Genomic DNA, 21,895 nt, shown 5'->3' on the forward strand with positions numbered 1-21,895 from the left:
AGCCTCAGCACACACCACGCGGCAACGACGCGATACTTTCCGGGGGGAAAAATGGGGATCTTTCGATCGCGCTCGTTGAGGCGCTCTGTCACGACCGTAATGGCGATGGGACTCTTGGGTTCCGGGCTGCCGGTGGCCGGGCTGCTCGGGGCCGGCCCAGTCACCGCAGCGTCCCAGCCGACACCGTACATCGACGGCGTCCCTTACGTCGGTTCTGAAATGAGACGCCAGTACAACTACGACTACTGGGGCTGCAGGAACCCCGACGGTTCCGGGGATGCGATCACCTTGGAATGGTTGCGCAATGGCCAACCACTCCCCGCCGAGCGCCAGGGTGAAACCCTGCGTGTCCTCCCTGAGGACCAGGGCAGCCGCATCTCCTTGAGGGTTTACCCGCTGACACCCGGCGAGCCAGGCTGCCCCACGGGGTCACAGTTGAGCGCAGAGACCAAAGCCATCAAGGCGTCCAGCCGCGCCATGGGTTGGACAGGCCGCGGCAACTTTGAGCCCCTCGCCCGCACGCATGATGGCCGGCTCATCCTGTACCCGCGGACCTACACCTACTACAAAGGCATGTGCGAGGGTCCGTGCCCGGTCTATTTCGGCTCCTGGGATGAGCCCCGGCAGGTGGGGGCGGGCTGGAACATGTTCAACATCGTCTTCTCCCCCGGGGATTTCGATGGCGACGGATTCAACGATCTGCTCGCCAGGAACACATCCGGCCAGCTATTCCTGTACCCGGGAGATGGCGACGGCGGCTGGCTTCCAACCCGGCAAGTCGGTGCCGGCTGGAACGTCTTCGACTCGATCCTGGGACCCGGAGATTTCAATGGCGACGGCACCAACGACGTCCTGGCGCGGAACGCGGCCGGCGATCTGTTCCTGTACCCGGGCAATGGAAACGGCGGTTGGCTCGCCCCGTCCAAAGTGGGCTGGGGTTGGCAGGTCATGAACAAGATCATCCCTGGCGGCGACATGAACGGTGACGGCACGGTGGAAATCTTCGGCCGGGACCATAGTGGTGGCCTTCAGCTGTACTCCGCCGACGGTCAGGGCGGCTGGGGCGCCCAAGCGTTCATGGGTGGTGGCTGGAACGACTTCCAGGATGTGGCGGGTCTGGGCAGTTACGCCCATCAGAAATACAACAACCTTGCCGCCGTCAATGGCAACGGCGACCTTGTCCTCTACTCCACGGGCGCCATGACCACCGGCCTCTACGGGCCCCAAGGGCCGGTTGGCAGCGGCTGGAACGTGTTCCGGGAACTCCTCTAGCACCGGCTAAAGCGCCTGCCCCCACACCGTCAGCTGCAAGCTGACCGTTCCGCGCGAAACGTCGACGACGGCGGCACTCGAGCCGCCGCCGTCGGGCTCTGTCCCGCGTCGGCCTGGCTGCAAGCCAAGCCGACGCAGCAAGTTCTTCAGCAGGCGTTCTGCCTTCATCCGACGCGTACCGAATCTTCGGACCGCACCGGAGTTTCCAGTCCCAGGTTTTCGCGCAGCGTTGTGCCCCGGTATTCCGTGGGGTAGACGCCGCGTTCCTGAAGTTCGGGAACCAGGTGGTTGACGATGTCGTCCAAGCCTGTGGGGATGAGCCACGGCGAGATGTTGAAGCCGTCCACGGCGCCCACCCGGGCGTACTCCGCGAGGTGGTCGGCCACCGCCGTGTACGAACCGGTAAAAGTGGCGTCGATGCGTGCCGTCTTGGAGGTGACGAACTGGCGGATGGAGAGGCCCTTGTCCTTGGCCTCGGCCCTCCACTGATCAGCAAGCTGGCGGGCCTTGGCACCATGGAAGCCACTGCCGCGGGTTTCGGAAGTTTCCTCCACCACGGGATCGATCTCCGGAAGAGGGCCATCGGGATCGTAGGACGAGAGTTCGCGGCCCCAGAACTGTTCCAGATAAGCAATGGCCTGCTGCGGGCCGATCTGCAGGCCCCGGACCCAGGCCTTCTTATCTTGGGCTTCCTGATCGGTGGCGCCCAGGATGAACTCGCTGGCTGGCATGATCTGCACGGCGTTGGCGCCGCGGCCGGCCGCGATGGAGCGTGTCACGATGTCGCGGCGGAACTCAACGGCGTCATCGAATTTGGGGTGGGCGGAGAAGATCACGTCTGCCTGGCGGGCTGCGAAGTCACGGCCATCCGGTGAATCGCCGGCCTGGAAGAGCACGGGGCGGTACTGGGCGCTACGCGGCAGGCGCGGAGTGACGTCAACGGTGTAGTGCTGGCCTTCGTGAAGTACTCGCCGCGCAGGTCCGGTGGGGGTTTCCCATGAGTCCCAGATACGTTTGGCGGTTTCCACGAACGCTTCTGCATGCTTGTAACGGTCAGCATGGTCCAGGTAGCCACCGCGGCGGAAGTTCGCACCCGTCCAGGCGTTGTCGGTGGTGACGATGTTCCACGCGGCCCGGCCACCGGAGATCAGGTCCAGGGATGACAAGCGATGTGCGAGGTCCGCGGGGTCGTTGTACGTGGTGTTCTGCGTAGCCACCAAGCCGATGTTCCTGGTGACTGCTGCCAATGCGGCAAGCATGGTCTGGGCGTCGGGCCGGCCCACAACATCGAGCGCATGGGGACGCCCAAGATGTTCGCGGAGGCGGAGCCCTTCACCCAGGAAGAAGGCTGCGAACTTGCCTCGCTCCGCGGTCTGGGCGATGTGGCGGAACGACTCGAAGTCCGTCTGCGAGCCCGCTTGGGGTGCTTTCCAGATGGTGCCGGAGTTGACGCCCTGGAAGAAGATTCCAAACTGGATCTGGCCGCTTGGCTGGAAAATGTGGCGTGTCATGGTGTTCCCCTACTTTCCGGCGGCGACAGTAGCCGCGGCAGTGGTCGAATAGCGGTTCTCCGCCGGAGCAAGGCCCAGCACATTACGGAACGTGCCGTCCTGGATGGGCGCCCGCAGTGAACCTCGGCGGCGCAGCTCCGGGAGCACAAGCCGTGAAAGTTCTTCCAGCTCAACGTCCAGGGTGGCCGGGTGGATTCGCACGCCGTCGGCTTCCCTGAGGAGCGAGTCGAGCAGGTCGGTGAGACCCGCAGCAGAGCCGACAAACCGCGCCTGTCCGGTCTCCTCTGCGGCTCCGGAACGCGAAGCCGCAGCCTGCCCACGCGCGTCCAGGACGACGTCGAGCTCTGCAACAATCGCTACCGAGGAACCAAGCCGCGCCCGCACGTCGCGGATTTCGGCAGCGAGCAGCTCCGGCGTCGGCGCGGTCACCAGCACGGCGTCCACCGCCTCTACCGGCACCAAGCCCTCCCCCACCAGCGATGCCACGGCCAACACGGGCAACTGACCCTGCAACGGCCGGGGAATGATGGAAGGGCCTTTCACCGAATAGGCCGGTCCTGCAAAGTCCGCGGGAGTTTCGAAGTCCGCGTAGTGCAGCTTGTCGACGTCGATATAACGCCCGGTGGCAACGTCGCGGATCACGGCGTCGTCCTCCCAGGAGTCCCACAACCTCCGGCTAACCTCGATGGACGCCGCTGCTTCCTGTGCCAGCGCCTCGCCCTGGACAAAAGAGCGTCCGACGGCGGCAGCAGCCTCGGGTGACTCTGCCGCGGTCGCGATCCACCCGGCCCGGCCGCCCGACACGTAGTCCAGGCTCGCGAGCTGCGTGGAGACGTGGAAAGGCTCCGTATAGACGGTATCCACCTCCGGGACCACGGCGATGGTCCGGGTCACTGGTCCGGCGAAAGCCGCACGCTGCAGGGCGTTGACCCTTCCGGCGTCCGGGGTGTCCTTGAAGGTTGCCACGTGGAAACCGGCCGACTCGGCCGCGAGTACGGCGGAGGCAATGTTCCCATACCCCGCGTCGTCGAGTTCAATGGCAAGGAATCCGGCCTTGCGCTCTTCGAAGGTGCTCACTGCTGGTCCTGACGTTCGTAGGGAATCTTCTCGCCCGCTTCGATAGCCACCGGAAGACGGTTTTCCGCGGGCGGCAACGGGCAGGTGGCAAGGTCGGTATAGGCGCACGGCAGGTTGACGGCCCTGTTGAAGTCGAGCTCCACGGAGCCGTCGGCGGCGGGCACCACGGAGAGTGAGCGGTTGGCCGCGTAGGTGGTCTTGCCGGAGGTTTGGTCCGTGAACAGCACGGACAGCGAACCCGGCGCGTGGCCGTTGAACGCCGTCAGCGCCAGTTCCTCACCGGCCAGTTTGAAACGAATCTCGCCGGGAGCTTCGTAGACGTGTTGGATGCCCTCGACGGCGGCACCCACCGTGGTGGGGCGCGGAGCCTCGAACGGGACGAACGTACCGGCTACGGCAAACGCGGCATTGGGCGTATAGGCGGGTGTGCCCTGGTATTCCTTCAAGAGAGGGTTGGACGGGTTCCGTGGCCGCACGATGTACTCGCCGCCGCGCTTGGCCACCTCGATTACGGTATCGCCGGAAATCAAGTTGATGCCCCCGCGCTCCTCGATAGGGCCGAACTCAAGCGTTTCTGCTTTGCCGGTGTTCAGTTCAACGCCGTCCTGCTGCAGGCTTTCGCCCGGCTTGAGGGCAACGCGTACGACGTCGGCGTCCACACTCCAGCTGCCGGGCACGCCTTCCAGCGGCGTTGCCTCGTTGCTAAGCCAATGCAGGTGGGTCACGGCGAGGAAGCCGTGCGGGTGGGCACGGTGCCGCTCATGGACGTCGTGCCACTCCTGCCAGTCCTCGTCAAAGGATTCCGAGGCGGCTGCGGTGTGCGTAGCGCTCTTAGTGTGCGAAGACATGTGCGTTGTCCGTCCTGTTGAAGGCGTGGTCTGCTGTGACGGTTGCTGCGGCGTCGGGTTCGGTGGCTCCGGCGAATTCTGGTCGGCCGCCAAAGGGATCGTTGGCTTCCCACAGGCTGCTCGGCGCAGAAGCCCGGACGGCCGGAACGACCTCCAGCGCGAAGCGCTCCAGGATCTCCAGCTGCTGTTCGAAAGGCAGCGTGGTGGGCAAGGAGATCGACTGAAGGTCGTGTTGATACAGGGAGTGGTAGCTGAGGATCTTGTCGATCACTTGCTCCGGGCTACCCACAAGTGCAGGCCCTTCGGCTACTGCGTGCCCGATGTCCCTGAACGGCGAGTTGTTGCCGGGGACGTTCCGGCTGGCGGTCAGCCCTTCATAAACAGGCCCGTACTGACGGACGGCTTCCTGAGTGGTGTCCGCGATGAAAACACCTCCGGCGCCACTGCCCGCGCCGAGGTACTGGTGTCGCGGATCGTGCCCGTGACGCTCGTACTCTTCGCGGTAATGGTCGATCAAGACCTTGTAGTTTCCGCGGGGCTGGATGGCGTTGGCCGTAAACAGTGGGTCACCCCATTTGGCGGCGAGCGCAGCGGACGTCAGGGTTGTAGCCGAGCCGTGCCAAATCCGCGGTGACCCCGCGAAGGGGCGGGGCGTCGTCGTGGTTGGCTCGGTGAGCGGTGACCTGAAGCGGCCGGACCAAGTGACGCTTTCCTTGCGCCACAGGGTGCGGAGGAGCGCGTACTTCTCGGCCAGGAGGTCCCACTGGTCGTCCAGGGACAGCCCGAAGAGCGGGTACTGCAGGACTTCGTTGCCTTTGCCGATCACCAGTTCCAAACGGCCCCGGCTCAGTTGGTCGATGGTGGCGTAATCTTCGGCCACGCGCACCGGGTCAAGCACGGAGAGCACGGTGACACCGGTTTGGAGCCGGATCCGGCTGGTCACGGCGGCAATCGCGGCGAGTACCGTCGTCGGGGATGACGAAACGAACTCGCCTGCGTGGCGTTCCCCTACGGAGAAGCTGTCGAAGCCGAGTTTCTCGGCACGGCGGGCCGTCTCCACCACCTGGTTCAATCGGTCAGCGGTGGAGACGATCTCCCCCGTGACCGGGTTCTTCACGTGGGGAATGATGTCCAGGACTTGGAACTTCATTTGCCGGTCCCGAACGTGGCCTCTGTGACCGTCTTGGATTCCGGGATGGCTTCTTCGGAGAGCCCCCAGCGTTCCAGGACCTTGCCGTAGGAGCCGTCCTTGATGGTGGAGTTCAGGGCATCGGTGATGGCCGGAGCCAGCCCGTTGCCCTTGAGGGTGGTGGCAGCAACGAGCGTTTCTGCGGGCCATCCGGCGTTGACCTTGCCCACTACCTTGAGGTCGTCACGCGTGTTCTCCCGGTAGGTCACCGAGGGGAACGGTGCCAGGTTCAGGTCCGTGCGGCCCGAGGAGAGCGCCAGGATGGTGTCGGCGTCAGAGGAGTAGTACTGCAGCGTGGCCAGCGCCTTGCCCTTGGCTTCGAGTTCCTTGTTCCAGGCCAGGAGGATCTTCTCCTGGTTGGTGCCCGAGCCCACGGAGATCTTCAAGCCGGAGATGTCGTCAGAACCCTTGATGTCGTACGTGGAGCTCTTCTTCGCTTCGAAGCCCATGTAGGCGGCGCGGTAGGTGGAGAAATCGAACAGCTTCACGCGGGCGGCGTTGATGCCTACGTTGGAGAAGACTGCCTCGAAATCACCTGACTGGGTCTTCAGGGGCCAGTTCTCCCACGATGTCACCTGAAGATCCAGTTCCAGCCCGAGTTTGTCGGCCACAAGCTGGGCGATGTCCGCCTCGACACCGATCGGCGTCTTGTCGTCGGTCGCGTGGAAGGACAGCGGGATTGAACCAGCTGTGGTGGCAACGGTCAGCTTGCCGTCCTTGGCGATGGCTTCGGGAACGGCTCCCGCCGCAGCAGCGTCTTTCTCGGCGCGGATGCGGTTCTGGTCCACTGACGTGTTGTAGACGATCCCGTTCTTGGCAGCCTCGGACTCCGGTTGGGCTGCCGACGCCCCAGGGTCGGAGCACCCGGCCAGCACTGGAAGCACGACGGCGGGAAGTACAGCGAGTGCCAGGAGCTTGGTCTTTGTAGTGCGAAGCATGGGATGTCCTAGATGTTGAAAGCTGGTTCGATGACTTTGGAGAAGAAACTGCGGGTGCGTTCCTCGCGGGGGTTGGCGAAGATCTCCTGAGGAGTGCCGGACTCGACGATCTGGCCCTGGTCCATGAACACCACGGTGTCCGCGACATCCCTGGCGAAGCCCATCTCGTGCGTCACCACAATGAGCGTGGTGCCGGACTTGGCGAGTTCACGGATGACGTCCAGGACTTCGTTGACGAGCTCCGGGTCCAGCGCCGAGGTTGGCTCGTCGAAGAGCAGGATTTTGGGATCAAGTGCCAGTGCCCGGGCAATCGCGACCCGCTGCTGCTGGCCGCCGGAAAGCTGTCGAGGGTAAGCGTCGGCGCGATCCTTCAGGCCCACTCTGTCCAAGAGCTCAAGACCGCGTTTACGGGCTTCGGCCTTGGACCGCTTCTGAGCCACGATGGGCGCCTCGATGACGTTCTCCAAGGCAGTGAGGTGCGGGAACAGGTTGAAGCTCTGAAACACCATGCCAATATGGGTGCGCTGCTTGAGGATGTCCTTCTCACGAAGCTCGTGAAGCTTGTTGCCGCGGACCTCGTAGCCCACCAGTTCGCCGTCGATGGTGATGTAACCGCCGTCGACTTTTTCCAAGTGGTTGATGGTGCGCAACAGGGTGGACTTCCCGGAGCCGGAAGGTCCGACGATCACGGCAACGCCGCCCGGCGGCACGGACAACGACACGCCTTTGAGGACCTCGGTAGCGCCGAAGGACTTCCGGACATTGGTGATGTCAACCTGACCGCGGGTGGCCTTCTTGTCCGCCGAGGCGGGCCGGGCCTCCGTCGTGCCGGCAGGAGTGCCGGCCGGAGCGCCGGCCGGAGCGCCGGCTGAACCGCCAGCCTGGGCCGTCGTCGTGGATTCTTTGCGTGCAGCGATGGTGCTCATCGGGCGTCCTTGGTGGGAGTGGAAGCAACGTGGGTAGTGAAGAACTTCCGGGCCTTCTGCAACGGTGTGAGCGGCAGGGTCCGCAGGGCGCCCTTGGAGAAGTGGCGTTCGATGTAGTACTGGAAGACGCTCAGCACCGAGGTGATCACCACATACCAGAGCGTGGCGACGAGCAGCAGCGGAAGCACTTGCTGGGTCCGGTTGTAGATGACCTGGACCGTGTAGAAGAGTTCGGAGTAGGCCAGGACGTACACAATGGAGGTGCCCTTGACCAGGCCGATGATCTCGTTGAACGCGTTGGGCAGGATGGCGCGCATGGCTTGCGGCAGCACGATCCTGGTGGACCGCTTCCACGCCGGAATACCCAAGGCGGAGGCAGCTTCCAGCTGGCCTTGGTCCACGGAGAGGATGCCGCCGCGGATAATTTCGGCGGAGTAGGCCGCCTGATTCAGGGTGAGTCCCAGGACGGCCGCGGCGAACTGGCTGATGAGCGTGGTGGTCTGTGCCTCGAAGAAGCGGACGTCCGTGAAAGGGATGCCCAGGCTGATCTTCTCGTACAGGTAACCGAGGTTGTACCAAAGCAGGAGTTGCACCAGCAGCGGCGTGGAGCGGAAGATCCAGGAGAACGTCCAGGACACCGAGACCAGCAGCGGCGAGGCGGACAGGCGCATGAGGGCCAGGATGAACCCGAGGACGAAGCCAAGGACACCGGAAATGGCTGTGAGCTTGAGGGTCTCAATGAGTCCGTTGACCACCGACTGGGCAGTGAACCATTCAGCCACCACTCCCCACTCCCAGCGCGGGTTGGTGACCAGCGACCATGCAATGGCTGCGACGCCGGCAGCTACCAGTACGGTGCCCACCCATCGCCATGGATGCCGGGCCGGAACCAGCTTGTACTCGGAGTAGTCCGGGGTGGGCGGTGACGTTTCCGCCGTGGCAGGCGGTGCGATTGCACTCATGCGCCACCTCATTTCAGATCGGTTGTTGTCTATCGGATGGCTGCCAATCTAGGGCCGCGCGAAACCCCGCAGCAAGGCGGGAATTTGCACTTCTTCACTGGACTTCGCGCGGCTTCGCAGGAGTTCGCACAGCGTCACAATTTCCTTCCCGAACCGTTAAATGAGACGTGGTTTTGCGCGTCTTAACGCTGCGTGACGTGTGGTGAACGGCGGTTACCGCCGCCTCGACCGGCAGCCTGCTTCGTCCTTAGATTGGGCATCACCAATCACTGCTTTTCAGGAGATCCCATGCCGTCACGAGTACCCGCTATCGCGTTCATCGGCGGCGGCCCGCGCACGGCCGGCGTCCTGGAACGGCTCGCGGCCAACCGTCCCGCACTGTTCCACGGTCCCCTGCATGTCCATGTCATCGAACCGCATGAACCCGGCTCCGGGAGGATCTGGCGCTATGACCAGGATCCCGGGCTACTGCTGAACTCCACGGCTGCGGACGTCACCATGTTCACGGATGCCTCGGTTGCCTGCGACGGGCCTTCGATTGACGGACCAGGGCTTTCCACGTGGGCTGCGGGGGTGCTGGATGGCAGCATCCGGGACGTTCCAGCTTTCGAGCCGCACCTGCTCGCCCAACTCCGCGCACTGACTCCCGCGTCATTCCCCACCCGGCAACTGCAGAGCAAGTACCTTGAGTGGTTCTTCCGCCGGGCCGTGAGCGCCCTTGGCCCGGACGTGACCGTGACAGTGCATCGCGACACGGCCACCGGCGTCGTGCGCTCTTCGGGCGGTGGTGCTTCAGCTGGCGGTGCTTCAGCTGCGTCGGGGGGCGAGCCCGACGACGGTGCGCACCACGTGCGGCTGGCTTCCGGCACCGAGGTGGTTGCCGACGTCGTGGTTTACGCGCTGGGCCACACCGATTCCTTGCCTGGCCCCGAATCTGCCGGACTCAGTGAGTTCGCCGCCCGGCACGGCGGGTTCCATGCGCCGCCGTCGTACACCACGGACGTGGACTACTCCGCCATTGAGCCCGGGCAGGACGTGATTGTTTCCGGTATGGGCCTCGCCTTTGTGGATCTGATGGTGCTGTTGTTCGAAGGCCGCGGCGGCCGCTTTGAAGAAAGGTCCGACGGCGAACTCGAGTACGTGCCGTGCGGTGCCGAGCCGCGGGTCTGGGCCGGGTCACGACGCGGTGTGCCGTACCACTCCAAGATCTCTTCCATCCTGCGCGGCGAGCCGATCACCCGTCCGCGGTACTTCACGGCCGAGGCCGTTGATGCCCTGCTCGCAGAGCACCAGGAACTCGACTTCCGTGCACATCTGTGGCCGTTGATCGCCAAAGATGCAGGCTACGCGTATTACCGCGAGCTGTTCACCGGCTACCCGTCGCGGGTGCTCGGGACGTGGGCCAGCTTCGAGGCGAGGTTCGACGCCGTCGATTGGTACAGCGCCGCCCGGGAAGAGTTGGTGGCGTTTTCCGTGCCGGATCCTGCGCTGCGCTTGGACCTCGAAAAATTGGACCACCCGCTGAGCGGCTGCGCCTTCGCCAGCCATGAATCGGTCCAGCGCTCCGTGGCCGCCTATATCCAGAACGACCTTGACCTCCGGACCAGCTCCGACCATTCCGAGACCCTGGCCCTGTTCACCGCTTTGTTGTTCGTGTATATGGACCTGGGCCGCCTGGTCCCCCAGGAGCGGCTCAACGCGCGCTCCCAGCAGACCATCCATGGTTGGTGGCATGGCTTCTTCAGTTTCGTGGACTCGGGACCGCCGGCGCATCGGCTTCGCGAGATGCTCGCGCTGCACAGGGCCGGGCTCCTGAAGTTCCTGGGACCGGGCATGTGGGTTCGTGCTGACGACTCTGTTGGCAGGTTCGTGGCCGGGACGTTCCAGTCGCCCGTGGTGGTGGACGCGTCCGCTTTCATCGAGGCGCGGCTGCCCGCCGCTTCAGTCGAGCGTTCAGCGAATCCCGCTCTGACTGACCTGCACGACGCCGGATGGGGTACCGAACAGAGGCTCCTCACCTCCGACGGTGCCCACTCCACCGGCAAACTCCTGGTCTCCGGGAATCACGAGGTCCTGTCCCCTGTTGATACTCCTCAGAAGGGTCTGTTCGCGGTGGGCCCGTGGACGTCAGGGTGGGGCGCAGGGGCGTTCGCCCGTCCCAACACCAACGCTGCACCCTTCCGGGAGAACGACGCCCTGGCGCGACGGATCCTGTCCACAGTTGCCGCCACGCACCCAACTAGGTCGCAGTTAACGTCGTTATGAGCCCTCAAAACGACGTTAACTGCTACCTACTTGGGTTCCACCTACGAAAGGCCTGACATGACCGCAACGCCAACCCTCCCGACGTCGGGCCTTACCGTCCTCAGCCTGCCCATGCGCGATCCCCGCGTCCGCCCGCTCCTGGACGAGCTCGCCGTCGAATACGAAACGCGCTACGGCAACCTGTTCGGAACCGGCGGCGCTGCGGAGGAACTGAACAGGTACCCGGCCGAGGAATTCGAAGCTCCGCACGGGGCACTGATCATCATTCAGGAGAACGGCGAGTCCGTGGCTGGCGGCGCATTCCGCCAATACGACCAGCACACCGCCGAACTGAAGCGGATCTGGACGCACTCTGCGCATCGTCGTCGAGGTTTGGCGCGGCTGGTGCTGGCCGAACTGGAAAAAGAGGCTCGACGGCGGGGCTACCGGAAGCTGTACCTGACCACCGGTCCGCGCCAGCCCGAGGCGAAAAACCTCTACCTCGCTACAGGCTACAAAGCGCTGTTCGACCTCGCCGCAGACCCCGAGGACATCAAGCATCTGGCCTTCAGCAAGGATCTTGCCGTGCACAGCTAAGCTATGCGCATGGCCAACAAACCCACCGCAACAACTGCCGAAAAACTCGCCACCATCCAGCAGGGCTACACCCTGGAAGGTGCCACCATCGAGCTGGGTGCCGCGATCGTCGACGGCGAAATCCACAAAGAGGCACAGGTCCGCCTGCCACTGGCCATGATGAATCGGCATGGACTGGTTGCCGGCGCCACGGGCACCGGCAAGACGGTTACGCTGCACATGATCGCCGAACAGCTGTGCACGGCGGGTGTTCCGGTCTTCCTCGCGGACATCAAGGGTGACCTCTCAGGGTTGGCAACGCCGGCCACTGGCAGTGAAAAGCTGACGGCACGCACCTCGGCGCTGGGTCAGGAGTGGTCTGCGAAGAATTTTCCGGTTGAGTTCCTCTCGCTCGGTGGGGACGGCCACGGGATCCCCGTCCGCGCCACAATTACCTCGTTCGGCCCCATCCTGCTGTCCCGCATCATGGACCTCAACGACACTCAGGAATCCAGCCTCCAGTTGATCTTCCACTTCGCGGACAAGAACAACCTGGAGCTGATCGACCTCAAGGACCTCCGCGCCGTCATCCAGTTCCTCACCTCGGACGAAGGCAAGGCCGAACTCGCAAACCTTGGCGGGCTGTCCAAGGCCACAGCCGGTGTGATCCTGCGTGAGCTGGTCACGCTGGAGGCACAGGGCATGGAGAAGTTCTTCGGCGAGCCCGAGTTCGACACCGCTGAACTCCTCCGCACCGCACCGGACGGCCGCGGCGTCATCAGCTGCTTGGAGCTGCCCACGCTGCAGACCAAGCCGCTGCTGTTCTCTACGTTCCTCATGTGGCTCCTTGCCGACCTGTTCGAGGACCTGCCCGAAGCCGGTGACCTGGACAAGCCCAAGCTCGTCTTCTTCCTTGACGAGGCGCACCTGCTGTTCAACGGCGCGTCCAAGGCCTTCCTGGAAGCCATCACCACCACCGTCCGGCTCATTCGTTCCAAGGGTGTGGGCATCTTCTTCGTCACCCAGACACCCAAAGATGTTCCGGCCGACGTCCTCGGCCAGCTGGCCAACCGCGTGCAGCATGCCCTCCGAGCCTTCACCCCGGAGGATGCCAAGGCGTTGAAGGCCACGGTGTCCACATTCCCTGTCAGCGACTACGACCTCGAAGAGACCCTCACCTCCGCTGGCATCGGCGAGGCCGTCATCACTGTGATGAACGAGAAGGGCGCACCCACCCCCGTTGCCTTGACCCGCCTCCGTGCTCCCGAGTCGGTGATGGGGCCCAGCGCTGACGAGCTCATTCGCAGCACGGTTGCTGCGTCCTCGCTGCTGGTCAAGTACGGCACCGCGGTGGACAACCTCTCCGCCTACGAAAAACTCAATGGCCAAGCAGCCGTTCCTACCGGAGACGCAGCGCCCGGGCTGCCGCCGGTGCCGGCGTCTACCTCGTCGTCTTCCGGTAATTCGCAGGCCGACATCGACGCCGAAGCCCGCCGTATTGAGGAAGAAATCCTGGGCCGTCCCAGCTCCCGGTCCTCGTCGCCTGAGTCTTTCCCTGCACCGCCTGCGCCGGTTCCAGCGCCGCAGTCTTCCCCCCAGCCGTCCCCTCAGGACGGCATGTTCGGGGACATCGCCGGCGCCCTCGGTGGAGCTCTGGGTGGCGGGCTGAAGAGCATGGTCCGATCCATGGGAACACAGCTTGGCCGCGATCTCATGCGTGGGGTCTTCGGCACGTCTTCGCGGCGTCGCCGCTAGTCCTGTTTTACTACTGTTTTGCCGGCGGAACCACGACGGCGGGCGGCAGCAGCGTCTGCTGCCACCCGGCGTCGAGCCTTCTCCAATCGGTGGATATAAGTCGCTCCGAGGCCTTCCTGCACAGCGATAGCGGCCGCGGCAGGTAACGTAAAGGGCGTGCAGTTGAGTCAAGCGTTCGTCAAGACCGCAGCCGGATGGCTGCTCGGTCTGATGCTTGCTGCCGCCGGAGCCATCGTGTGCATCAACCTGGTGAGCTCCTCGGTGGCCAGTCCTCAACAGCCTGTCAAGGAATATCTGGAGGCCCTGCAGAAGGGTGAAGGTGAAGAAGCCCTAGGCTTGCTGCGCGCCAAAGTTCCCAGCGCGAACCCCGCCATGTTGGACGGCACAGCCTTGCAAACGGCCGCTTCCAAGATGTCCGATATCAAGGTGGGAAACCCCGAGCCCCGGGGCAGCAACCGCATGGCCGTACCGGTGGACTACACCTTGGACGGCAGCCGTCTCCACACGGAATTCCTAATGGAACGGACCGGGACCCAGTGGCTGTTCTTCGCTAAATGGGCGTTCGTGCCCACAACGCTTCCCACCATAGAAGTCACCGTGGTCAATTCCAGCGAGGCCACACTCAACGGCGTACCCGTGAACATGCCCAACGGCCGCAACAACTTTGCCGTGTTCTTCCCCGGCAAGTACGAGGCAAGCCTGAATGGCACCTACTTCGAAGCCCCTACGGCATCGGCCCTTGTTTCAACACGCGACGGCGGCCAGGCACCCCTGAACCTGCAGACACGGTCCACGGCTGCCATGAACGAGGCCGTGGCTGGCAAGGTCCGGGAATTCCTGGACACGTGCGCGGCCCAGGCCACCGAGCAACAGCGCCTGCAGCCGGACTGCCCGTTCTATCATGCAAGCAACGCCCGGGTGGTGGACGGAACCATCAAGTGGGCAATCACCGAGTACCCCAAGATCACCATTGAGCCGTTCAGTGGTAAATGGGTGGTGGCTCCGCTCAACGGGAAGGCCACCCTCACTGCCCGGGAGATCAACCTTTTCACTGGGCTGGTCAACGACCTCAACGTGGAGCACGACTTCAGCTTCACCACCCAGCTGGACGTAGGGGCAGACACTGTGACCGTCACCCCCATGCTGACCTTCTGATTTTTTGCCCTCGCCCTGAACTGGCCCAGCTTCCATGGACCACGACCGCTCTCATGGCCCGTGTGCCGTGAGAGCCACCCTAAACCGGGCTAGTCCGACCACGTTCGGGCCGGCCCACGAAGAAGGACTTCACGCACGTGCCGGAGCATCTTCTCCGGCGAGTACACGATGTCGTCATGGAAGAACCTCAGCACCAGCATTCCTTGCCTGATTGCTTCGTTGTCCCGCCGGCGGTCTCTCTTGAACTGACGCGGCTCCAGATGAAAAGCAAGGCCGTCGAGTTCGACCTGGGTCTCAGCGCGGTTGCCCAGTAGACGGCGGCGCAGGTAACCGAGGGTGATATCCCCACGGATGTAGGCGCTTTCGACCATAACCAGTGCTTCTAACGGAGGGAGGCAGAAAAGGGCGTGTAGAAGCACGTCAGGCAGTGCGACATAAGGCTCGCTCAGTCGGGGCTGAGACAGGGACAACCGATGACTGATGCACCCTTCCGCACGTCGCCCGTTGCTCTGCCAGTAGTGGGGATCGGTGGGTCCACTCACCCGGGCTGGCCCGGTTTTGAACAGTCCAACGGCACGAAAAGGCCCGGGCCAACTCCTGAGGGAGTCAGACCCGGGCCATTTCAGTTTGCAAGGCTTAGTCCATGCCGCGCAGGTCCAGCACCAGTTCGGATTCACCGTCAGCCTGCAAGACTACCGGGATGCCCCAGTCCTGTTGGTAGAGGTGGCAAGCAGCGTGATCGGGGATTTCGCCGTCTTCGGTCTCAGGGCCATCGCAGGCTGCCGCGCGGGCGGTGATGTGAAGGATGCCCTCGGGAACGTCAGCAGACAGTTCAAGGGTGCGCAGCAAGCCCACCGACGTGCCTCCACCGGAGACCAGCAGTTCCGGCGGCGTCGAGGAAATCTTCAGCTGTGTAGGATCGCCCCAACGGTCGTCCAGTTTCTGGCCGGTAGGAGCCTTGAAACGCACTGCGAGCTCAAGGTTCCCGGGAGTTACCGGGCTCTTGGGACGGTGAGTCTGCGATGCTCCCTCGTCCACCTGCTGGGCTTCCTTGGGAATGGGAACCAAGACCAGTTGGTGCTTGTTCGACTCCACAACTACCAGCAGCGGATCGCTGCCTTCTACCTGAACCACGACGACGTCGCTCGGCTCAGCGAGGCCCCTCGCCAAGGTGGATACTGACTTGGTGGCAGGATCGTAGCGACGAACGGCACCGTTGTAGGTATCAGCGATGGCCACGGAATTGTCCGGCAGAACCGTGACACCCAAGGGGTGCTGCAGGCGTGCTTCAGCAGCCTCGCCATCACGGAACCCGAAATCAAACAGGCCCTTGCCGATGGCGGTTTCCACGCTCAGACCGGAATCGCTGACCACCAGGCGACGCAAGGAGGATGTTTCCGAGTCAGCCACCCAGATGTTGTCTTCACCATCGATGGCCAGACCGGAGGACTGGGCGAACCAGGCTTCCTCCGCCTTGCCGTCCAGAAGGCCTTCAAGTCCGGAACCGGCAAGGATGGAAACCTCGTTGGCCAGGGGGTCGAAGGCGAAAATCTGGTGGGTTCCGGCCATGGCGATCACAACCCGCTGCAGCTTTTCGCTCCAGACCACGTCCCACGGGGAGGACAGTGAGACCTCGGTTCCCAGACCCAGCGCCCCAACATCGATCGCGTCGGCAGCGAAGTCAGCAGGGCCGCCGTCGTGGTGTTCGGACCAAGTGCCGGCGCCGGTGTCTGTCACCCGGGCAGGACCGGCGTCGAGCAGCCGCTGGACACCGTTGCCGGCGAGCGTCTGAACGTAGCCGGAACTCAGGGTGACGCCGCGCAGGCGATGGTTGACGGTATCGGCAACCACCGCGTCGTAGCCGAGCTTCCACGCCAGTTCCGACGGCAGCAGGGTCACGCCCTGGGGTTCGTTGAACTGGGCGATCTCCGACTGTCCGTCGAGGTACCCCTTGGTGCCGGAGCCGATGACGCGCTCCACAGTTTCAAGATCGGGGCGGAGTTCCACCAAGCGGTGATGGCCCGAGTCCACTACCAGGTAGTTGCCGTTGGCGAGCTGGGTCGCTTTACCAGGGAAGCGCAAGGTGCCCGACGTCGGCACGGGAGCCACATACGGGCCGTTACCGCGGTGGAGGGTCCCCTTGGCTTCGTGCTCGGCCACGAGTTCCTCAAGGAGGACGGCCAAGCCGTCGGCATGGCCCTCGCCGGAGAGGTGGGCAACAATGTAGCCCTCGGGGTCAACGACCACCAGTGTGGGCCATGCGCGGGCGGTGTACGCCTTCCACGTTGCGAGTTCAGGATCGTCCAGGACAGGGTGGTGGATTTCGTAACGTTCCACGGCGGATGCCAGTGCTACGGGATCCGCTTCGTGTTCGAACTTGGGCGAATGCACGCCGACCGTCACCAGTACGTCCGAGTACTTTTCCTCAAGCGGGCGCAGCTCGTCCAGCACGTGCAGGCAGTTGATGCAGCAGAAGGTCCAAAAATCCAGCAGCACGATCTTGCCGCGCAAGGACTCGAGGTCAAGGGATTTCCCGCCCGTGTTGAGCCAGCCGCGGCCCTCCAGTTCGGAGGCCCGGACCCGGTGTTGGGTACGTACGGTTTCGCTCATCAGCGTCCTTCCAGCTTGGTGTTCGGTTCAGTTTGCCCGGCAGAGTCTGTGGTGGGGCGTTCGGCGTTGCTGCGTTCCGCCTGCGCTGTCGTGGATGCTTGGGGCGTCCTGGGCGCTTGGGTGGTGCGGTTCGCCATCTTGGCATCGCGGTCAGCGAGCCGGGCAAACATATCGTTGTAAGCACTGAGATCGGCGTCGTTATTCCTGTCGGCCGCACGATCAACCCGTCGTGTCTCCCGCTCGTCCGATCGCGACCACAAGACAGCCACACCGATTGCCACCAGCAACGTGGGAACTTCGCCGATACCCCACGCCACGGCACCGCCCAATTGCTGGTCCCCGATGGCGGACTGACCCCAGGCCCGGCCCAGGTTGCCGAAGTAGTCAGCGGCCAGCAGCCCGGTCCCGCCCATGATGGCCACACCAAAGAATGCGTGGAAACCCATGGTGGCCAGCAATAGAAGCAGGCGCATGGGGAAGGGGGCGCGGCGGGGAAGCGGATCGCTACCGATCATGCTCAGCACAAAGATGTAGCCGGTCAGAAGGAAGTGCACATTCATGAGCTCGTGGCCCACATGCTCGCGCATCGCCAGGCTGAACAGGTCCGAGTAGTAGAACAGGACGATGGAGCCCGCGAAGTTGGCAGCGGCGAACAGCGGGTGCGTCACAATCTGCGAGAACTTGGAGTGCACAAACAGCAGCAGCCACTCGCGCAAGCCACGTGAGCCGTGGGCGCCTTCGCCCCTGGCGGGCAAGGCTCGCAAGGCAAGGGTTACGGGGGCGCCCAGGACAAGGAAGATCGGCGCCACCATGGTCAGGGCCATGTGGTCCACCATGTGCGCAGAGAAAAGGACGCGGCCATAGACAGCGGGCGGGCCCGAGGTGATGTAAGTGAGTACCAGCAGTCCAATGATCCAGTTGACTGCCCGGAACCAGGACCATTTGTCTCCACGCCGACGGACCTTGATGATGCCAAGGATGTAGGTGACCGCGCCGAACAGCGCCACTCCCACCCACAGCCAGTCGAAGCGCCATTCCGTGAGCCAGCGCTCCGGCGTCAGCTCGGGTGGAAGCTCGTAACCGGAGAGGATGAACGACGGCGATGCATCAGGTGCGTAGGTGGTGGGCTGGGGCGGAGCTGAGCGTCCCAACGCGACGGCGAGTCCCGACGTCGCGCCCATCACCAGAAGCTCAACCAACACAAGCTGCCACAGCACGCGGCGGGCCGACATGGAGCCGTTCTTGCCAAGCTGGGGGATAACCCACTGTCGGTGCATGAAGCCGATGCCACCCAACACCAACGTGGCCAAGGACTTCGCGACGATGAGTTGACCGTACGGAGACCCGAACAGGTCCGCGGGGTTGGTCACTCGGATGGCGGCATTGATGACGCCGGAGGCAAACACGAGGACAAAGGCGAAGCCGGCAAGTGTCGAGAAGCGGCTCAAGGTCTGCTCGGTGATGTCTGGTGTGCCCTTGCTCCTGGAACCCGTGAGGATGCCGGAGAGGACCGCAAGCATGATGATGCCGCCAACCCACGTGGAGACCCCTACGAGGTGGAGCCCCAGCGAGTTGATGGCGCCTTCGTGGTCGCTGGAACTGGAGGAGTGTCCAATCAATGCGGTGGGAATGAGGCCGATCAAGGCCAGCAGCAGAGTGAACGCCAGTCCGGTCAAGGATCTCACCCCGAACAGCGCAGTGGTGACGACAGCGGCAATGATGGTGACCGCGAGCCAAGCCTTGCCGGTCTCGATGTCCGTCATGAAGTAGACCAGGGAGCGCGTAAACTCCGCGTCTCCCGAGAGCCCCTGCCCCGCGACATCTGCGTAAGTGAGTACAAGGACCGCCACCGCGGACAAAGTCCAGGCTGCGCCGGCTGCCGCAGCAACTGCCAAGGCCCGGGCGAAGGCCGGATGTTCGGTCGCGTCAGCATCCTTCTCACGGGACCGCGAGCCGCCGAGGTTCTTGGGCAGGATGCCGACGGCAAAGATCAGGCCGCCAACCACTGTTGCCACTGACACGTTGTGGATTGCTTTCGCGAAAGGAAGGCCCCAACGGACCAATTCGCCTGGATCAGAAACCTGCCGGGCAGCTGAGGCGCCGGAGAAGATGAGGGCCGCCGCAAGAGTCAGGAACAGCACCGCCAGGCCGGCCAGTTGCCACGGCAAGGAAATGCCCGCGACTGTAGTGCCTCCCCGCGCTCCCGGCTTGGGAACAGGCGAAGGGGCAGTAGCGGAGCTTCTTGCGGATGGCACTTATCCATTGTCCGCTACCTGCCGCCGGGCTGCGAATCGGATAAGGCGCTATGTGCATTAACTAACAGCAATAACGGCAAAGGGACGGCAACCAGAGGTTGCCGTCCCTTCAAGGCGTTCGCCGAAGAGTAGTTACTTCTTCTTGGCGACAGCAGCCTTCAGCTTGGAGCCAGCGGTCAGCTTGACGCTGTGGCCGGCTGCGATCTGGATGGTTTCGCCGGTCTGCGGGTTGCGGCCGGTGCGAGCTGCACGGTCGGTGCGCTCAACTGCGAGCCAGCCCGGGATGGTGATCTTTTCGCCGGCGGCGACAGAAGTCTCGAAAACTTCGAACAGTGCATCGAGCACGGAGTTGACTGCTGCCTGGCTGGTGCCAGCCTTGCCTGCTACCTCTGCAACGAGTTCACTACGGTTCTTAGCCATTTACGTCCTCCTGGACTCATACGTTTTTGAGCTTTCAAGCGGAATGCGAGCAAGCCACTGTTCGAAAACTTACCAGCTTGGGCTGACATGGCCAGCAAATTCCGCGTGTTTCCGCGCCTTTTTGACCAAAATCACCGGATTTTCAGGGTTTTTAGGGGTGCTTTACGCCCTTGGCGTACCCTACGGCATCGGCAGAAGGGACAGCCGCCGCACTGCCGGGCCTCCCCGGCTAGAACAGAATGCGCTGGAACAGTACGTGGTCCTGCCACTCCCCTGCGATCTGCAGGTAAGAGGGCGCCATCCCGATCCGCTCGAAACCAGACCGCTTCAAGACGGCTTGGGAACCCGCATTATGGACCAGCGTAGCGGCTTGGATACGGTGCAGACCGAGCTCATTTTCGGCCATAGACACGACGGCGGCCACCGCACATGACGCTATGCCCTTGCCGGTCCAAGCCTCATCCACCCAGTAGCCGAGGTTGGCATTCAAGAAGGGCCCCCGGACAATCCCGGAGAGAGTGAACATCCCGATGATGCCTTTTGCTGTCGTCAACACCCAAGGCACCTCAGTGCCTTGTTCGTAGAGATTCAGTTTCGCCTGGATCACCGCCGACTGGCCTGTAGTGGTGAAGAACTCATCAGCCCGGGTTGGTTCCCACGGTGCCAGGTGCTCACGGTTCCGCCGGTAGGCAGCGGCCAGGGCGGCCGCATCTGAATGTTCCAGCGGGCGCAGGAGAAGCTGACCAGCCTCTTCGCCCACTAAGCCGCGGTCCAGGCTTCGCGTGAGAATCATCCCCAGACTCTACCTGCCACCAGCCCGGCGATTGCGTGCGAGTCGGCTGAATGATAGTTTTTCGGGTGATCGTGAACCAAGACCAGGAGGTGAGACCCATGTACGCAGTATCCATAGTGGGCGCTCCCCTGCAGTCCACGATCTCGCGACTGAGTTAGTCGCCACTGGGAGCGCCCGTAAGGCAATTCGCGAAAGGCGACTCCCATGAACACAACATCTTCTTCTCCCCTGACCTCCGCCTCGGCTTCCGACCAACTGCGCTCGCACCAGCCCCAGCTAGGGGTTGATGCCTCACACCGGGTGCCCGACGGCGAGAGGGCTCTAATCCTCGGTGGCGGCGGCTCCACCGGTAACGCGTGGCTGATCGGCGTCGTCGCTGGCCTGTTCGACGCCGGGTTGGACGTGACCGCCGCGGACCTCACCGTCGGCACATCTGCTGGATCGACGGCGGCGGCCCAGCTTGCTTGGGCAAACCCCGCCGAGCTCTTTGACGCCATCCTTGCAGCCGCTCCACCAAGACCGTCCGGCTTGGTTGATACCGTTGGCGCCAACAACAGAGCCCGGCCCGTGTCCGACCACATGGAGCGAACAGGCAAAATCCTGGAGTCCTCTGCGGATATGGCGGATATGCGCCGCAGGATGGGCGCAGCGGCAATAGACATGGCTGCAGCTATGGAGGACACCAGTGCGCGGTGGCACGCAACCGTTGCAGCCCGGCTGCCTCATCAGGAGTGGCCGGAACGACTGGTATTGCTCACAGCGGTTGATGCCGAAACCGGTGACCCTGTGGTGTTCCACCGCCATAGCGGAGTGGAATTGGTTGACGCCGTGGCGGCCAGCTGCGCCAGTGGCTTCGCCTACGCTATCGGCAGCAATCACTATATCGACGGCGGCTACCGGGCCAACGCTGAGAATGCGGACCTGGCAGCCGGGTACAGCCGCGTATTGGTGCTGTCTCCGTTTGGCGGCCGGACGCGGACTCCGTTGGAGTGGGGCATGCACCTATCCGGGCAAGTGGACGAACTGCGGCGCAGCGGGAGCCGGGTTGAGACAATCTTCCCCGACAGCGAGGCGGAGCACATGTTCGGCATCAATGCGATGGATCTGACGCTGCGGCCGGCTGCTGCCCAAGCCGGCTTCGGCCAGGGCAGGATCCTCGCCGAGCACATCACCGAGTTCTGGCGCCAGTGAGTGTTGCCCCGGCTGAGTCTTAGCTCAGCCGGGTTTCAGCCCGGGTGAGGTGGCTGCTGTGTCGGTGTGGGTTTTGTGGTTAAATGCGGGAGACCCCCCGACCCGTGTGGGTTGGGGGGTCTCTACCTAATGGTTGTCCGGCGGTGTCCTACTCTCCCACACCCTCCCGGGTG

Annotated in this window: 19 protein-coding genes; 6 read left to right on the forward strand and 13 right to left on the reverse strand. The window is 63.6% G+C overall.

Annotated features, from left to right (window positions below; all coding sequences use genetic code 11):
* Positions 1-51 precede the first annotated feature (51 nt).
* Positions 52-1,272, forward strand: coding sequence for an FG-GAP repeat domain-containing protein (locus tag ACZ881_RS16360; RefSeq protein WP_476116987.1), 1,221 nt, complete (start codon positions 52-54; stop codon positions 1,270-1,272).
* Between the two features lie 6 nt (positions 1,273-1,278).
* On the opposite strand, the gene ACZ881_RS16365 is transcribed toward ACZ881_RS16360, so the two are convergent.
* The 8 genes from ACZ881_RS16365 to ACZ881_RS16400 are packed head-to-tail and all read right to left on the reverse strand — an operon-like array spanning position 1,279 to position 8,723.
* Complete coding sequence (locus ACZ881_RS16365) at positions 1,279-1,440, reverse strand: hypothetical protein (protein WP_178995728.1); 162 nt, start codon at positions 1,438-1,440, stop codon at positions 1,279-1,281.
* Positions 1,437-2,783: an NtaA/DmoA family FMN-dependent monooxygenase gene (locus ACZ881_RS16370; protein WP_476116990.1), complete on the reverse strand. Its 1,347-nt coding sequence runs from the start codon at positions 2,781-2,783 to the stop codon at positions 1,437-1,439. Before ACZ881_RS16370 ends, ACZ881_RS16365 begins: the two co-directional genes overlap by 4 nt.
* A gap of 9 nt (positions 2,784-2,792) precedes the next feature.
* A complete protein-coding gene (locus ACZ881_RS16375) occupies positions 2,793-3,860 on the reverse strand; it encodes an LLM class flavin-dependent oxidoreductase (RefSeq protein ID WP_476116992.1) in 1,068 nt (355 codons plus the stop codon).
* Positions 3,857-4,708 carry a DUF1684 domain-containing protein gene (locus ACZ881_RS16380; RefSeq protein WP_476116994.1) on the reverse strand — a complete coding sequence of 284 codons (852 nt, stop codon included), beginning with the start codon at positions 4,706-4,708 and terminating at the stop codon, positions 3,857-3,859. The genes ACZ881_RS16375 and ACZ881_RS16380 overlap by 4 nt, the downstream gene beginning before the upstream one ends.
* Entirely contained in the window at positions 4,692-5,858 is a 1,167-nt protein-coding gene (locus tag ACZ881_RS16385) for an LLM class flavin-dependent oxidoreductase (RefSeq protein WP_476116996.1), read from the reverse strand. Before ACZ881_RS16385 ends, ACZ881_RS16380 begins: the two co-directional genes overlap by 17 nt.
* Positions 5,855-6,835, reverse strand: a complete 981-nt coding sequence (locus ACZ881_RS16390) for an ABC transporter substrate-binding protein (RefSeq protein ID WP_476116998.1) — start codon at positions 6,833-6,835, stop codon at positions 5,855-5,857. Before ACZ881_RS16390 ends, ACZ881_RS16385 begins: the two co-directional genes overlap by 4 nt.
* Positions 6,836-6,843: 8 nt before the next feature.
* Positions 6,844-7,761, reverse strand: a complete 918-nt coding sequence (locus ACZ881_RS16395; protein ID WP_476117000.1) for an amino acid ABC transporter ATP-binding protein — start codon at positions 7,759-7,761, stop codon at positions 6,844-6,846.
* Positions 7,758-8,723: an amino acid ABC transporter permease gene (locus tag ACZ881_RS16400; RefSeq protein WP_208295833.1), complete on the reverse strand. Its 966-nt coding sequence runs from the start codon at positions 8,721-8,723 to the stop codon at positions 7,758-7,760. The genes ACZ881_RS16395 and ACZ881_RS16400 overlap by 4 nt, the downstream gene beginning before the upstream one ends.
* Positions 8,724-9,011: 288 nt before the next feature.
* Between ACZ881_RS16400 and ACZ881_RS16405 the strand changes: the two genes are divergently transcribed.
* From ACZ881_RS16405 to ACZ881_RS16420, 4 genes are all read left to right on the forward strand, one after another.
* A complete protein-coding gene (locus ACZ881_RS16405) occupies positions 9,012-10,988 on the forward strand; it encodes an FAD/NAD(P)-binding protein (protein WP_476117003.1) in 1,977 nt (658 codons plus the stop codon).
* Between the two features lie 57 nt (positions 10,989-11,045).
* Positions 11,046-11,564: a GNAT family N-acetyltransferase gene (locus ACZ881_RS16410; RefSeq protein ID WP_476117005.1), complete on the forward strand. Its 519-nt coding sequence runs from the start codon at positions 11,046-11,048 to the stop codon at positions 11,562-11,564.
* Positions 11,565-11,567: 3 nt separating this feature from the next.
* A complete protein-coding gene (locus tag ACZ881_RS16415; RefSeq protein ID WP_454812035.1) occupies positions 11,568-13,298 on the forward strand; it encodes a helicase HerA-like domain-containing protein in 1,731 nt (576 codons plus the stop codon).
* A gap of 126 nt (positions 13,299-13,424) precedes the next feature.
* Positions 13,425-14,453: a hypothetical protein gene (locus ACZ881_RS16420; protein ID WP_178996023.1), complete on the forward strand. Its 1,029-nt coding sequence runs from the start codon at positions 13,425-13,427 to the stop codon at positions 14,451-14,453.
* 89 nt (positions 14,454-14,542) lie between these two features.
* Here ACZ881_RS16420 and ACZ881_RS16425 read toward each other — a convergent pair whose 3' ends face one another.
* The 5 genes from ACZ881_RS16425 to ACZ881_RS16445 all read right to left on the reverse strand — a co-directional run bounded on the left by ACZ881_RS16425 (position 14,543) and on the right by ACZ881_RS16445 (position 20,531).
* A complete protein-coding gene (locus ACZ881_RS16425; RefSeq protein ID WP_476117007.1) occupies positions 14,543-14,824 on the reverse strand; it encodes a DUF559 domain-containing protein in 282 nt (93 codons plus the stop codon).
* Between the two features lie 265 nt (positions 14,825-15,089).
* On the reverse strand, positions 15,090-17,063 hold the full coding sequence (locus ACZ881_RS16430) for an NHL domain-containing thioredoxin family protein (RefSeq protein ID WP_476117009.1): 1,974 nt from the start codon (positions 17,061-17,063) through the stop codon (positions 15,090-15,092).
* Complete coding sequence (locus ACZ881_RS16435; RefSeq protein ID WP_476117011.1) at positions 17,063-19,318, reverse strand: bifunctional copper resistance protein CopD/cytochrome c oxidase assembly protein; 2,256 nt, start codon at positions 19,316-19,318, stop codon at positions 17,063-17,065. The genes ACZ881_RS16430 and ACZ881_RS16435 overlap by 1 nt, the downstream gene beginning before the upstream one ends.
* A 132-nt stretch (positions 19,319-19,450) precedes the next feature.
* Positions 19,451-19,738 (reverse strand): HU family DNA-binding protein, encoded by a 288-nt coding sequence (locus ACZ881_RS16440; protein WP_011776355.1) that lies wholly within the window; start codon positions 19,736-19,738, stop codon positions 19,451-19,453.
* 229 nt (positions 19,739-19,967) lie between these two features.
* Entirely contained in the window at positions 19,968-20,531 is a 564-nt protein-coding gene (locus tag ACZ881_RS16445) for a GNAT family N-acetyltransferase (RefSeq protein WP_476117016.1), read from the reverse strand.
* 204 nt (positions 20,532-20,735) lie between these two features.
* Here ACZ881_RS16445 and ACZ881_RS16450 point away from each other — a divergent pair, with 204 nt between their 5' ends.
* Positions 20,736-21,722, forward strand: a complete 987-nt coding sequence (locus ACZ881_RS16450; RefSeq protein WP_476117018.1) for a patatin-like phospholipase family protein — start codon at positions 20,736-20,738, stop codon at positions 21,720-21,722.
* Positions 21,723-21,895: the final 173 nt, after the last annotated feature.

This window comes from Paenarthrobacter sp. TE3676 (genome assembly GCF_056279165.1).